General features: G+C 68.8%; 5 protein-coding genes. 3 read left to right on the plus strand and 2 right to left on the minus strand.

Annotation, left to right across the window (positions count from 1 at the left end; translation table 11 throughout):
• The first annotated feature begins 12 nt into the window (after positions 1-12).
• The 3 genes from recC to recD are packed head-to-tail and all read left to right on the plus strand — an operon-like array spanning position 13 to position 9424.
• A complete protein-coding gene (gene recC, locus FHW81_RS26060; protein ID WP_003120834.1) occupies positions 13-3528 on the plus strand; it encodes an exodeoxyribonuclease V subunit gamma in 3516 nt (1171 codons plus the stop codon).
• Entirely contained in the window at positions 3525-7262 is a 3738-nt protein-coding gene (recB, locus tag FHW81_RS26065) for an exodeoxyribonuclease V subunit beta (RefSeq protein ID WP_060774280.1), read from the plus strand. The genes recC and recB overlap by 4 nt, the downstream gene beginning before the upstream one ends.
• Entirely contained in the window at positions 7259-9424 is a 2166-nt protein-coding gene (gene recD / locus FHW81_RS26070) for an exodeoxyribonuclease V subunit alpha (protein WP_023090813.1), read from the plus strand. Before recB ends, recD begins: the two co-directional genes overlap by 4 nt.
• A gap of 21 nt (positions 9425-9445) precedes the next feature.
• On the opposite strand, the gene FHW81_RS26075 is transcribed toward recD, so the two are convergent.
• Together FHW81_RS26075 and FHW81_RS26080 are read right to left on the minus strand one after the other, a co-directional pair.
• Positions 9446-13081, minus strand: coding sequence for an AAA family ATPase (locus FHW81_RS26075; protein WP_023090812.1), 3636 nt, complete (start codon positions 13079-13081; stop codon positions 9446-9448).
• Positions 13082-13089: 8 nt separating this feature from the next.
• A complete protein-coding gene (locus FHW81_RS26080) occupies positions 13090-14319 on the minus strand; it encodes an exonuclease SbcCD subunit D C-terminal domain-containing protein (RefSeq protein WP_003162044.1) in 1230 nt (409 codons plus the stop codon).
• Positions 14320-14561 lie beyond the last annotated feature (242 nt).

The following is a 14561-nucleotide window of genomic DNA, read 5'->3' on the forward strand; positions in this document are numbered from 1 at the left end:
ATAGCCGTACCGATGCCAGAACCCTTGGGAACCACCGCCCTCACGCCCGGATTCATGATCGTCCACGGCAATCGCCTGGACGACCTGCGCGACCTCGCCGTTTCCTGGATGCGCCGCTATCCGCTGGCGCCGCTGGAAAGCGAGCGGGTCCTGGTGCACAGCAACGGCATCGCCCAATGGTTGAAGCTGGCATTGGCCGAAGATCCCCGCGAGGACGGCGGCGGCGGTGGCGGCATCGCCGCGGCGCTGGAGGTGCAGTTGCCGGCGCAGTTCCTCTGGCAGGCCTATCGCGCGGTGCTGGGCCGCGAAAGCATTCCCGAGGTTTCCGAACTGGACAAGGCGCCGCTGACCTGGCGCCTGATGCGTCTGCTTCCCGGATTGCTGGAGCGTCCCGAGTTCCGCACCCTGCAACGTTTCCTCGCCGACGATGCCGACCTGCGCAAGCGTCATCAACTGGCCGAGCGCCTGGCCGACCTGTTCGACCAGTACCAGGTCTATCGCGGCGACTGGCTCGACGACTGGAGCCAGGGCCGCGACCAGTTGCGCACGGCGAACGGGCAGGCGCGCCCGCTCGGTGCCGACGAGCGCTGGCAGGCCGAATTGTGGCGCGCGCTGCTCGCCGACGTCGGTGCCGATAGCCTGGCCCGCAGCCGCTCCGGCGTGCACCGGCGCTTCATCGAGGCGCTGCGCTCCGCCAGCGCGGCGCCGCGCGCGTTGCCGCGACGAGTGGTGGTGTTCGGGATTTCCTCGATGCCGGCGCAGACCCTCGAGGCGCTGGCCGCCCTGGCCAGGTTCAGCCAGGTGCTGCTCTGCGTGCACAACCCCTGTCGCCACCACTGGGCCGACATCGTCGCCGACAAGGACCTGTTGCGCCACGAGTACCGCCGCCAGCAGCGCCGCGCCGGCGTCCCCGCCGACCTCGACGAGGACCGCCAGCACCAGCATGCCCAGCCGTTGCTGGCGGCCTGGGGCAAGCAGGGCCGCGACTACATCAACCTGCTCGACAGCTACGACGACCCGGACAGCTATCGGAACCTGTTCGGCGAGGTCAACGGCGGGCGCATCGACCTGTTCAGCGAGGAGGCCCCGCACGGGCTGCTCGGCCAGTTGCAGGACGATATCCTCGAACTGCGCCCGTTGGCGGAAACCCGCGAGCACTGGCCGCCGGTGGCGCCGCGGAGCGACGCCTCGATCCGCTTCCATGTGGCCCACAGCGCGCAGCGCGAAGTGGAGATCCTCCACGACCAGTTGCTCGCCCGCTTCAACGCCGATCCGAGCCTGAAGCCGCGCGACGTGATCGTCATGGTCCCCGACATCAACGCCTACGCACCGCACATCGAGGCGGTGTTCGGCCAGGTGCCGCGCGACGACCAGCGCTTCATTCCCTATACCCTGGCCGACCAGGGACAGCGCGGTCGCGAGCCGCTGCTGATCGCCCTGGAGCACCTGCTGAAACTGCCCGACAGCCGTTTCGCCGTGAGCGAGATCCTCGACCTGCTGGACGTCCCGGCATTGCGCCGGCGTTTCGGCGTCGACGAGGCCGACCTGGCGACCCTGCACCGCTGGATCGAAGGCGCCGGCGTGCGCTGGGGGCTGGATGCCGCGCAGCGCGAGCGTCTCGGCCTGCCAGCGGGACTGGAGGGCAACAGTTGGCGCTTCGGTCTGCGGCGCATGCTGCTCGGCTACGCGGTCGGCGAAGGCGCGGCCCTGCAAGGCATCCAGCCCTACGATGAGGTCGGTGGCCTGGACGCCGCCCTGGCAGGCCCGCTGGCTGTGCTGCTGGAGCGCCTCGAGGTGGCCTACGCCGAGCTGGCCGAACCGGCCACCCCGGCGCAGTGGGGCGAGCGCCTGCAAGCCCTGCTCACGGTGTTCTTCGAGGCCCACGACGAGCGCGACGAACTGCTCCTCACCCAGCTCCTGCAACTGCTCGAGCGCTGGCAGGAACACTGCGCCTGTGCGGCCTTCGCCGAGCCGCTGCCGATCAGCGTGATACGCGAGGCCTGGCTCGGCGGCCTGGACCAGGGCGGCCTGAACCAGCGTTTCCTGGCTGGCGCGGTGAGTTTCTGCACGTTGATGCCGATGCGCGCGATCCCGTTCCGGCTGGTCTGCCTGCTTGGCATGAACGATGGCGACTACCCCCGCCAGCAGTCGCCGCTGGATTTCGACCTGATGCGCAACGACTACCGCCCCGGCGACCGCTCGCGGCGCGAGGACGACCGCTACCTGCTGCTCGAGGCGCTGCTCTCGGCGCGCGAGCAGCTCTACGTGAGCTGGGTGGGGCGGAGTATCCGCGACAATGGCGAGCGGCCGCCCTCGGTGCTGATCGGCCAGTTGCGCGATCACCTGGCGGCCGGCTGGCGCCTGGACCCGGACGGCGACGGCGAGGCGCTGCTGCGTGCCCTGACCCAGGAGCATCCGCTGCAGCCGTTCAGCCGTCGGTATTTTCACGATGCGCCGGAGCAGGGCGTCGATGGCCTGTTCACCTACGCCCGCGAGTGGCGCGAGGTCCATAGCGAGGACGACATCGCCGTTCCCGACGCCGAAGCGTCCCTGCCGCCGCTTGAACTGGAGGGCGCACTGGGGCTGCGAGCGCTGGCGGAGTTCCTCGCCAACCCGGTGAATGCGTTCTTCCAGCAGCGGCTCAAGGTGCGTTTCGACGACGAGCAATTGACCGGCAACGACGAAGAACCTTTCGAACTGGACGCGCTGGACAACTGGAAGCTGCAATTCGAGCTGACCGAACGCATGAAGCGCTGGGTCGAGCGGGACTGGGATGCCGAGGGCCTGCCGGCGCAGTTGCAGGCCCAGGTCGAGCGACTGCGGCGACAGGGTCGCCTGCCGCTGGCGGCGTTCGGCGAGTTCTCCGCGCGCCATTTGCTGCAACCGCTGCCCGACCTGCTCTGGCGCTACCGCCAGGAAATCGAGCGCTGGCCGGAGGCGGTCGAGCAGCAGCAGGAGTTGCGCCATCGCCATCCGTCCGGGCTGGAGCTGGAGGACTGGCTCGGCGGCTTGCGTCGCGACGCTTCCGGGCGCCTGGCGCGCCTGCAGTTGCTCAGCGGCAAGCTCCATGAAGGGCGCGGCTTCAAGTGGCACAGCCTGGTGCGCCACTGGTTGCAGCACCTCGCCCTCCAACGTCTAGGCCAGCCGGTGAGCAGCGTGCTGGTGAGCCAGACCGGCACCCTGGAGATTCCGCCGTTGCCGAGCGAGCGTGCCGGCGAGTACCTCGACCAGTTGATCGACGCCTGGCGCCAGGGCATGCGCCAGCCGTTGCCGGTGGCCTGCCGGACCGCTTTCGCCTGGCTCGCCAGTGGTGGCGCCGCAGAGCCCGAGAAAGCCATGCGCGAGGCGCGCAAGCGCTACGAGGGAGGGTTCGGCATGGGGGGCGAGGTGGACGCCTCGCCGGCGCTGGCTCGGGTCTATCCGGACTTCGACCGGCTGCTCGCCAGCGGTGAGTTCGCGCACTGGGCCGAGCAGCTCTACGCGCCGCTGCTGGCTGCCCTGGGACGTGGCGCGGAGGAGCAGGCATGAGCCAGCAGCAGATGCCCGTGGCCCTCGATCCGCTGGACTTCCCGTTGCACGGCAGCCGCCTGATCGAGGCCAGCGCCGGTACCGGCAAGACGTTCACCATCGCCCTGCTATACGTACGTCTGGTCCTCGACCATGGCGGCGAGAACGCTTTCGGCCGGCCGCTGAGCCCGCCGGAAATCCTCGTGGTGACCTTCACCGATGCGGCGACCCAGGAACTCCGCGAGCGTATCCGCAGCCGCCTGGGCGAAGCGGCGCGTTGTTTCGCCGAGCCGCAGGAGCGCCACGACGGCCTGCTGGTCGCGTTGCGCCAGCAGTATCCCGCCGAGCGCTGGCCGGGCTGCGCGCGCCTGCTGCGCCTGGCCGCGGAGTGGATGGACGAGGCCGCGGTATCGACCATCCACAGTTGGTGCTACCGGATGCTGCGCGAGCACGCCTTCGACAGCGGCAGCCTGTTCACCCAGAACCTGGAAACCGACCAGAGCGAATTGCTCGCCGAAGTGGTACGGGACTACTGGCGGCGTAACTTCTACGGCCTGACGGCTCCGGCGGCGCAAGCCGTGGCCAGTTGCTACAGCGGGCCGGAGGCGCTGGGCAAGGCCTTGCAGCCGCTGCTGGCGCGGCAGGACGCCGACTTCCGCTACGCCGACCAGGCGCTGAGTGCGCCCGAGTCACTGACAGCCTTGCTAGAGCAGGGCGGCGACTGGTATCGCCAGCTCGACCAACTGGACGCGCAGGCCCGCGCCGCCTGGCGCGCAGCGCGCGTCGAACTGGAAGCGCTGCTGCGCGACCTGCGTCCCTACCTGAACGGCAACAGCTATCGCGGCAAGGACAGCGACGAGACCTTCGACGCCTGGCTGCAAGCGTTGGCGGACTGGAGCGAGGGCGGCGAGCAGCCGGCCAACCTCGGCAAGTTCGGCCAGACCCGGATCAAGCTCACCGCCAAGCGCGTGGCGCCCGAGCATGCCGCGCTAAGGGCCATCGACGCCTGGGCCGCGCATCAGGAAGAGCGTCCCGATCTCGCTCCCCACCTGTTGTTGCACGCGTTGGGCGAAGTCGGGCACGAACTGGAGATCGAGAAGCAGCGGCGTGCCGAGATCGGCTTCGACGACCTGCTCAGCCGCCTCGACCGCGCCTTGCAGGGGCCTGGTGGCGAGCGCCTGGCGCAATTGATCCGCGAGCAGTTCCCGGTGGCGCTGATCGACGAGTTCCAGGATACCGACCCGGTGCAGTACCGGATCTTCGAGCGCATCTACCGGATCGCCGCCGATCCCGACGAGCCCCAGGCGCGGGAAACCGGCCTGTTCATGATCGGCGACCCCAAGCAGGCGATCTACGCCTTCCGCGGTGCCGACATCCATACCTACCTGCGCGCCCGCGAGGCCACTCGCGGGCGGCATTACACCCTTGGCAAGAACTTCCGCTCGACCGCCGCCATGGTGGCGGCCGCCAACCGCTGCTTCGCCTTCGCCGAAGAGCATCCGCGCGGCGCCTTCCGTTTCGCCCGCGAGGGGCTGGAAAACCCGGTGCCGTTCCATGCGGTGGACGCCCAGGGGCGCGCCGAACGTTTGTTGATCGACGGTGCCGAGGCGCCAGCGATGACGTTCTGGAACCTTGATGTCGAAGCCGGCGTGCTCGGCTCCGCGGCGTATCGCCAGGAAATGGCCGAGCGCAGCGCCAGCGCCATCCGCCGCTGGCTGAGCCTGGCCGACCTGGGCCGCGCCGGCTTCGCCGACGAGCAGGGCGGCTGGCGGGCGTTGCGCCCGGCGGATATTGCCATCCTCGTCCGCGGTCGCGCCGAGGCCGAGGCGATCCGCAGCGCGTTGGCGGCGCGACGACTGGCCAGCGTCTACCTGTCCGACCGCGACTCGGTGTTCGACAGCCAGGAAGCCGCCGACCTGCTGCATTGGCTGCGTGCCTGCGCCGATCCCGGTGCCGATACGCTGCTGCGGGTCGCCCTGGCTACCCGCAGCCTGCACCTGGACTGGGCGACCCTGGAACGATTGAACCAGGACGAATTGTTCTGGGAACGGATGGTCCTGCGCTTCCGCGACTATCGCCGGTCCTGGCAGGCCCAGGGCGTATTGCCGATGCTGCGGCGCCTGCTCGCCGACTTCGAACTGCCGGCGCGCCTGCTGCGGCATGCCGATGGCGAGCGCAGCCTGACCAACCTGCTGCACCTGGCCGAGTGGCTGCAGCGCGCGGCGGTGGAGCTGGACGGTGAGCACGCGCTGATCCGCCATCTGGCCGAGCAGGTGCAGAGTCCGGGGAGCGAAGAGATCCTCCGCCTGGAAAGCGACGCCGACCTGATCAAGGTGGTGACCATCCACAAGTCCAAGGGGCTGGAATACCCCTTGGTGCTGCTGCCCTTCATCTGCAGCTGGAGGGAGCTGGACGGCAACAGCGGCGCGCCGGCGAGTTTCCACGAGGATGGCGCTGCAGGGCGGGTCATCGAGCTGGCGCGGCGCAAGGAGCAGGCTGCGCGGGCCTACGAGCAGGCCAACGACGAGCGCCTCGGCGAAGACATGCGCCTGCTCTACGTGGCCCTGACCCGCGCCCGCCATTCGGTGTGGCTGGGCATCGCGCCGCTGGTGGCGAGCAACAGCAAGTCGCCGGAGTTGCACAAGGGGGCCCTGGGCTACCTGCTTGCCGGCGGCGCGACCATCGGCAGCGATGGCCTCGGACAATGCCTCGCCGCGTTGCGCGGCGAGTGCCGGGAGATTGTCGTCGAGCCGGCCCCCGAGGCGGACGCCGAACGCTATGTCGCAGGGCGCGGCCAGGGCCTTGGGCAGGCCCGCGAAACCCGCCGCAGCAGCCGCGAGAAGTGGTGGGTCGCCAGCTATTCCGGCCTGCAATTGCAGGCCTCCGCCGGGCTGGACGATGACGAGGTGTTGGAGAGCGACGAATCGCAGGAGCCGATCAGCGCCGAGGAAGCCACCTTCCACGAAGAAGGCCGTTCCGCCGAACAGCCGCCGGTCGCGCACGCCAGCGAGATGCGCGACGACCTGCATCGCTTCCCGCGCGGACCGGCTCCCGGCACCTTCCTCCACGGGCTGCTCGAATGGGCCGGCCGCGAAGGCTTCGAGGTGGCGCGCGCCGATGCCCAGCGGCGCCGCGAACTGGTCGCGCGACGCTGCGATCTGCGTGGCTGGAAGGACTGGGCCGAACCGCTCGACCTGTGGCTGGAGCAGTATCTCGCCGAACCGCTGCGCTGGCCCGGTGGCGAAACCAGCCTGGCCGGGCTGGTCGCCTACCAGGTGGAAATGGAGTTCTGGTTCGCCACCCACCAGGTCCAGGCCGAGGCGATCGACGCCCTGGTCCGGCGCCATACCCTCGGCGGCGCGGCGCGTCCGGCGCTGGCGCCGACCCTGCTGAACGGCATGTTCAAGGGCTTCGTCGACCTGGTCTTCGAGCACCAGGGGCGTTTCTACGTGGCCGACTACAAGTCCAACTGGCTGGGCGCCGACGACGGCGCCTACAGCCCGGAAGCGATGACCGCCGCGGTGCTGGAGAACCGTTATGACCTGCAGTACGTGTTGTACCTGCTGGCCCTGCACCGGCAGTTGAAGGCGCGCCTGCCCGACTACGACTACGACCGCCACATGGGCGGCGCCGTGTACCTGTTCCTTCGCGGCGCCCGCGCGGCGACCCAGGGCCTGCACTTCGAGCGCCCGCCGCGGGAACTGATCGAACGCCTGGACGCGCTGTTCAGCGGCCAGCCGGGAGCCGAGCGATGAATCCGACCCTCAAGCAACTGGCCGGCGAAGTCCGCGATGGCCGCGACGACCAGGTAGCGCAACCGCTGGCGGTACGCCACGACCTGCTGCGCCAGCTCGACCTGTGGGTGGCGCGCGGCTGGCTACGGGCGCTGGACCGGGCGTTCGTCGCCTTCCTCGTCGAGTTGCAGCCGCAGGCCGATCCCCGGGTGCTGCTGGCGGCGGCGCTGACCAGCCACCAACTGGGCCACGGGCACGTCTGCCTGGACCTGGAGGCGACCCTCGGCGCGCCTGACGCGGCACTGTCGCTGCCGCCGGAAGGCGACGAAGGCCGCGATGTGCTGCTGCCGTCGCAACTGCTGCGCGGCGTGCGCCTCGACGCCTGGCGCGAGGCCCTGGCGGCGTCATCGCTGGTGGAGGTGGTCGACGAGCGCCCAGGCGATCCCGAGCCGAGCGAGACGGCGACCTCGCCGCTGGTGCTTTGCGCTCAGCGTCTCTACCTGCGTCGTTATTGGCGGCACGAGCTGGAGATCGCCCTGGCCCTGCGCGAGCGCCTGGGTCGGCAGGCGCCCCTGGCCGCAGACCTGGCGCCGCGCCTGGCCGCGCTGTTCGCGCAGGCGCCGACGGAAGACGGCCAGCGCGTCACCGACTGGCAGAAGCTGGCCTGTGCCCTGGCGGCCCGCGGCTATTTCAGCCTGATCACCGGCGGTCCCGGTACCGGCAAGACCACCACCGTGGTGCGCCTGCTCGGTCTGCTCCAGGCACCGGCGGTAGCCGCCGGCCAGCCGCTGCGCATCCGCCTCGCGGCACCCACCGGCAAGGCCGCGGCGCGTCTCTCCGAGTCCATCGGCCAGCAGGTCCGGGCCCTGCCGCTGGCGGAAGACGTGTTGCAGGCGATCCCCGCCGAGGTCACTACCCTGCACCGTCTGCTCGGCAGCCGTCCGGATACCCGGCACTTCCGCCACCACCGGGACAACCCTTTGGCGCTGGACGTGCTGGTGGTGGACGAGGCCTCGATGATCGACCTGGAAATGATGGCCAGCCTGCTCGATGCGCTACCGCCGCAGGCGCGCCTGATCCTGCTCGGCGACAAGGACCAGTTGGCCTCGGTAGAGGCCGGCGCGGTGCTCGGCGATCTCTGCCGGGATGCCGAGGAGGGCTGGTACAGCGCCGAGACCCGCGCCTGGTTGCAGCGGGTCAGCGGCGAAACCTGGCAGGGCTTGCGCGAAGGTTCGGCGCAGGCGCATCCGCTGGCGCAACAGACCGTCATGCTGCGGCATTCCCGGCGCTTCGGCGCGAGCAGCGGGATCGGGCGCCTGGCGCGGTTGGTCAACCGGCAACAGGCCGACGACGCGCGCGCGCTGCTGGACAGTCCGCCCGCCGACCTCTTCGACCTGCGCCTGCGCGGGGAGCGCGATGCAGCCTTCGCCCGGCTGTTCGTCGACGGTCATCCGCAGGCGCCGGGCACGCCGTACGGCTACCGGCACTACCTGCAACGCCTGGCCGAGGGCCGCCCGGCCGCCGGACTGGCGCTGGAGGATGGCGCCTGGGAGCGCTGGGCGCAGTCGGTACTGACGGCTTTCGACGCCTTCCGCCTGCTCTGCGCGCTGCGCCGCGGCCCATGGGGCGTGGAAGGACTGAACCAGCGGGTGGCGGCGGAACTGCTGCGCCTTGGCCTGATCGAGGCCGATCACGGCTGGTACGAGGGGCGGCCGGTACTGGTGACGCGCAACGACTACAGCCTGGGGCTGATGAACGGCGATATCGGCATCGCCCTGCGCCTGCCCGAGCGCAACGACGACGGCAGCCTGCGCTTCGCGCTGCGCGTGGCCTTCCCGCGCAACGACGGTAGCGGCGGCGTGCGCTTCGTCCTGCCGAGCCGCCTGGTCGAGGTGGACACCGTGTTCGCCATGACCGTGCACAAGTCGCAGGGCTCGGAGTTCGCCCATACCGCGCTGGTCCTGCCGGACGCGCTGAACCCGGTGCTGACCAAGGAGCTGGTGTACACCGGTATCACCCGCGCCCGCGACTGGTTCAGCCTGGTGGAAAGCCTGCCCGGGGTGTTCGAGGAAGCAGTGCGGCGCAAGGTACGCCGGCTCAGCGGGCTGATGCTGCATCTGCGGCCGGAAAGGGAAGAGCAGCCGCCGCATGCTCCGGGTGAACAGACCGAACTGCCGTTCTGACGTGCCGCCCGGGCGGTCGGCTCAGCCGACCACCTTCAGGCTGCTCATGCCGTTGCCCTCGCGCTGGACCCGCACCTGGACCGGGATCCGTTCGTGCATTTCCTGAACGTGGGAAATCACCGCCACCTTGCGCCCCTGGGCCTGCAGGTTGTCCAGGGCATCCATCGCCAGTTGCAGGGATTCCGGGTCGAGGCTGCCGAAGCCTTCGTCGATGAACAGCGACTCGATGCGCAGCTTGCTCGATGCCATCGAGGCCAGGCCGAGCGCCAGGGCCAGGGAAATCAGGAAGGTCTCGCCGCCGGAGAGCGAATACACCGAGCGCAGTTCGTCGCCCATCTCGGTGTCCACCACCAGCAGGCCCAGTTCGCTGCCGCCGCGCTGCAGGCGGTAGCGCCGCGCCAACTGGCGCAACTGCACGTTGCTGTGCTGCACCAGCAGGTCGAGGTTGTAGCCCTGGGCGATGCGGCGGAACTTGTCGCCGCTGGACGAACCGATCAGTTCGTTCAGGCGGCCCCATCTGCGGAACTCGGCGCGGGCTCGCTCCAGTTCGGCAAGCAGCGCCTGGCTCTGCTCGCGGCGTTGGTTGTCGGCCTGCAACTGGCTGTAGGTATCCAGGTAGGCCTGTTCGCTGGTGGCCAGGCGTTCGCGCTGTTGCCGCAGGTTGTCTTCCAGCACCTCGCGGTCGGTTTCCGGCCGCTGCCGGCGATGCTGGAGCAGTTGCGCCTGGCGCTCCGCTTCCAGCGTCTGCTGGCGGGTGATCTCCTCTTGCAGTCGCTGCAATTGCTCCCGCCATTGCGTCGCCTGTTCCTCGGAAAGGCTGAGCAGGGCGTCGAGGCGGCTGTCGTCGAGGTTGTCCTGGCGTTCGCGCCAGGCCTGCCAGTCGGCCTGCAGGCGCTGGAACTCCTCCTGTTGGCGCTGGCGTTGCTGCTGCAGGTGTTCCAGGGCTTCGGCGAGTCGCAGTTGTTCCTCGCGCAGCGAATCCAGGGGCGCCTGGAGCGTCTCGACAGCGCTCTGCGCCGCTTGCGCGGCGTGCTCCAGCGATAGTTGCCAGTCCTGGGCGCAGGCGTGCTGGCCCAGGTGAGCGCCGAGGCGTCCGTTCAGCTCGGCGAGTTCCGCCTGGACCCTTTCCTCTGCCTGGCGGGCTTCGTTGCGTTGCTCGTCGCTTTGCTTCAGTTGCCAGCTTGATTCATCGCAGCGCTGCTTGAGCTCCTGCAGACGCTGTTCGACCTGCTGAAGCCGCGCCTGTTGCTGCCGGCGTTGCTCGATGGACTCGCCGAGGGCCTGGAAAGTCCGCAGCGGATCTGCCTGCCAGCGCTGCCAGTGCTCGTCGGAGAGCAATGGACGCAATTGCTGGCTGTCCTCCTCGACCTGCTGCTGCAAATGTTCGTAGCGCTGCCGTTGTTCCGTCAGCGCCTGCTGACGCTGTTGGAGGATCGTCTCGGCGGCCCGCAGTTCCTGCTGCAATTGCTGGGTCTGGCGCTGGCGGGCGATCAGCCGGTCGAAGTCTCGTTGGCGCTGCTGGCGCTGCCCTGCCAGGTCGTCCAGGCGTTGTGCCAGCCACTCCAACTGCGCGGACGGCTGCAGGAGTCGCAGTTCTTCCGGCAGCGTCCATTGCTCCAGTTGCCGATCGAGCGCGGCCAGTTGGCCGGTCAGTTCCTGCTGCTCCTGGCGACTCTGGTTGAGTCTTTCCCGCTGGCTGGAATAGCCCTCGCGCAGACCGACCAGGGTCTGTCGCAGCCGCTCGAGGGCCTGCTCGGCGCGGACCTGCTCCTGGTCGTCGTGTTCACCGAGGGCGGCGAGCAGTTGCTCGGAATGGTGATAGGGATGCTCCTGGCTGCCGCAGACCGGGCAGGCCTCGCCGTCCACCAGGCCGGCGCGCAGTTGCTCGACGCTGGCGCTGCGGGCCAGACGTTGGCGCTGGAGCAACTCGCGGGTGACCTGCAGGGCCTGCTCCGCCGCCTTCACCTCCTCGGCGCATTGGCTGCCTTGTCGTTTCAGGTCGAGCAATGCCTGCTCCTGCTCGACCATACGCTGGTCGAGTTCGCCCAGGCGTCGAGCCAGACCGGCGCGTTGGTCGAGGACCTGTTGCCATTCCTTGTGGAGCGCTTGTTGTCGTTCCAGGCTATCGGTCTGCCGGCGCAATTCGTCCAGGCGTGCCGCCAGGTCGTCCGGCTCGCTGCCATGGAGGGCGGTCCATTGCGCCTGCAAGCGTTCGAGCGGTTCCCCGGCGTGGGCCAGGGATTTTTCCAGCTCGGGGAGCTGCGCCTGGCTTTCGAGCGCGCGCTGGCGACGTTGCACGAAGGCGGCGAGCTGGCCCTGGTGGGTCGCCCAGGCGTCGCCGAGCGCGGCGAGAGCCTGGCTGTCGCGCAATGCCGCCTGCAGTTGCGCCTGTTCCGCGACATGGCGCTGCTGCTCCATATCCAGTTGCCGAGCGGCGTCGCTTTGCTGGGCGTGGCGCTGGTTCGATTGCCGATGGAGTTCCTGTCGCTCGGCCAGCGTTCGCTCCAGGCGCCTGGCCTCGCTCTCCAGCTGGAAAGCCTCGCGCAACGGCGCCTGGGCCTGACGCAGATGGTTGTCGGCCTGGGCCTGGCGCTCGCGCGCCTCCTGCAAGCGGGCCTGCAATCCTTGCAAGCGCTCGGCGCCCGCGGCTTGCTGCTCGGTGCGCTGCCGCTGCTGCTGCTCGGAGTGCCGGAGTTCCTGCTCGAGTTGCTTCAGGCGTTCGATCAGTCCGCGAACCGGAGCCAGGCGCTCCAGCCATTGCAGGGTTTCCCGCTCTGTCGCCAGAGCGTCCCAGGCCTGCCTGGCCTCGGCCAGTTGGCCTTGTGCGTGCTCGCAGGATTGCAGCAGCCGCTGCTCCTCGGTGAACCATTGTTGCTGGCCTTCCAGGCGTTGCAGGGCCTGTTGCTCCTGGAGACGCGCCTGGGCGTGGGATTCCAGCGCCGCTTCGAGCCCGGCCCGAGCCTGCTCGGCCAGCGGCAGGCTGCCTTCCAGGCGTTGCTCGAGTTGCTTGCGCTGCTCGTCGGCCTGGCTGGCGCGCTGGTAGGCGGCTTTGCTCAATTGGCTGTACAGGCCGGTGTCGGTGAGTTTCTCCAGCAATGCGCCGCGGTCGTTGTCGCTGGCCTTGAGGAAGGCGCTGAATTCGCTCTGGGCCAGCAGCACGGCGCGAGTGAACTGGGCGAAGTTGAGGCCGAGCTTCTGCTCCAGCTGTTCGCGGAACTCGCTTTTCTTGTTCGCTGCCAGCATTTGCTGGGTCTCCAGGTCCTGGAGGCTCTGCTGGCTCTTTTGCAAGGCGCCGTCCGCCTTGTCCCGGGAGCGCCGGGTTTCCCAGCGGGCGCGATAGCGGTGGCCGTCGATGCCGACGAAATCCACTTCGGCGTAGCCGCTGGCGCAACCGCGGCGCAGCAGGTTGCGTTCGTCGTTGCTGGACAGCTCGTTCCGGCCATCGGGAACCTTGCTGCTGGCCGAAGTGCTTTCCAGCCGCGGCGTGCTGCCGAACAGGGCCAGGCACAGGGCGTCCAGCACGGTGCTCTTGCCGGCGCCGGTCGGACCGGTGATGGCGAACAGGCCGGCGCTGGACAGCGGTTCGCGGGTGAAGTCGATTTCCTGCTCGCCAGCGAGGGAGGCGAGGTTCTTCAGACGGATGGCGAGAATCTTCATGGAACGGCTTATTTCCCCGGGGGCTCTTCGGTGGCCAGTTCGACGCTTTGCAGCAGGCTGGCGAAGTCATCCAGCGCCTGCGCATCCGGGCCGGAGCCATAGGCGCTTTCCCAGGCGCGGCTGAACAGTTCCTGGGGGTTGAGTTGGTCGAGCCCGAGCAGCGGCGCCTGCTCTTCGTCGCGGCGCTGGTACTCGCTGGCGATGCGCACCAGGCGACAAGCCTTGCCCAGCAGGGCGCTCTCGACCTGCTGGCGCAGGTCCGGTTGCGGCTGATCCAGCATGACGCGGACTTCCAGCCAGGGCCGCTGTTCGTTCAGCAGGTCGGCCTCGGCCAGTTCGCCGATTCGATCGAGCACCTCGCCAAGAGGCGCGGGGCCGATGCGCAACAGTTCCACCGCGCGTGGCACCGGGAGACTCTGTACATCCTTCAGGCGCTCACCTTCCAGGGTGACGAGGAGGACCTGGTGGCGATAGTTCACTTCGGCGAAGGACAGCGGCAGCGGCGAGCCGCTATAGCGAATACGCTCCTGTCCGGCGACTTTCTGTGGCTTGTGCAGATGACCGAGGGCTACGTAGGCGATCTGCTCCGGAAACAGGCTGGCGGGCAGCGCTTCGACGTTGCCGATGATCAGGTTTCGCTCGGAGTCTTCGGAAACCGAGCCGCCGGCCATGTGTGCGTGGCTGACGGCGACCAGTGCCTGTCCCGGCGTGCGACGGGCTTGCGCGGCGGCAACCAGGCGTTCGTGCACCTGGCGGATACCGGCCAGGTAATCGTCGCCGAGCCCGCCTCCGGTGACTTCGGCGGGACGCAGGAAGGGCAGGGCCAGGCACCAGGCGGCGACCTGGCCATCCGCGTCGTGCAGGGGCAGCAGCAGGCGATCGCTATCGAGGCTTTCGTCTATCCAGCCGATCCGGCCAATGGCATGGGCGTTCAGTCGTTTCATCAGCGGAGCGGGCAGTTCGATGCGCGCGCCGGAGTCGTGGTTGCCTGCGATCATCACGATCTCCAGCCGCGGCAGCCGCCGATGGGCGCTGACGATGAAGTCGTAGAGGCGCTCCTGGGCTTTGAGCGGTGGATTGATCGTGTCGAAGATATCGCCCGCGATCAGCAGGACATCGGCGCGCTGCTCTTCCAGCTGGCGCAGCAGCCAGTCGAGGAAGCGCGCATGCTCATGATCGCGGTCCTGGCCGTGCAGGGTCTGACCCAGGTGCCAGTCGGAGGTATGTATGAGGCGCATGGAACACTCGTCGAAAGCGGCGGAGCCGTGGCTCGCATTCCTTATATGAGGCAACAGAAGGAGAGGGCGGGGCAAGCCAGCCTATAAAGGAGGAATGGGGCGTCCTCTGGGCTTCCTGACCTTTGGGTTAAAAAGTTTCAAATAAGTGTTGACGCCAGTTTCTATCTCCCTATAATGCGCACCACTCCCGGCGACGACGAAGAGTAAATGCTTGAAAATCAAGGATTTACGGATTCTCTCCC

Origin of the sequence: Pseudomonas sp. RC10-4-2 (genome assembly GCF_050433085.1) — a bacterium.
In the GTDB taxonomy this organism is placed as follows: Bacteria; Pseudomonadota; Gammaproteobacteria; order Pseudomonadales; family Pseudomonadaceae; genus Pseudomonas; species Pseudomonas aeruginosa.

Excerpts from the sequence above, each read along its gene's own strand:
- FHW81_RS26080 (WP_003162044.1), bottom strand. The coding sequence starts at position 14,319 with ATGCGCCTCATACATACCTCCGACTGGCACCTGGGTCAGACCCTGCAC.
- recB (WP_060774280.1), top strand. The coding sequence starts at position 3,525 with ATGAGCCAGCAGCAGATGCCCGTGGCCCTCGATCCGCTGGACTTCCCG.
- recC (WP_003120834.1), top strand. The coding sequence starts at position 13 with ATGCCAGAACCCTTGGGAACCACCGCCCTCACGCCCGGATTCATGATC.
- FHW81_RS26075 (WP_023090812.1), bottom strand. The coding sequence starts at position 13,081 with ATGAAGATTCTCGCCATCCGTCTGAAGAACCTCGCCTCCCTCGCTGGC.
- recD (WP_023090813.1), top strand. The coding sequence starts at position 7,259 with ATGAATCCGACCCTCAAGCAACTGGCCGGCGAAGTCCGCGATGGCCGC.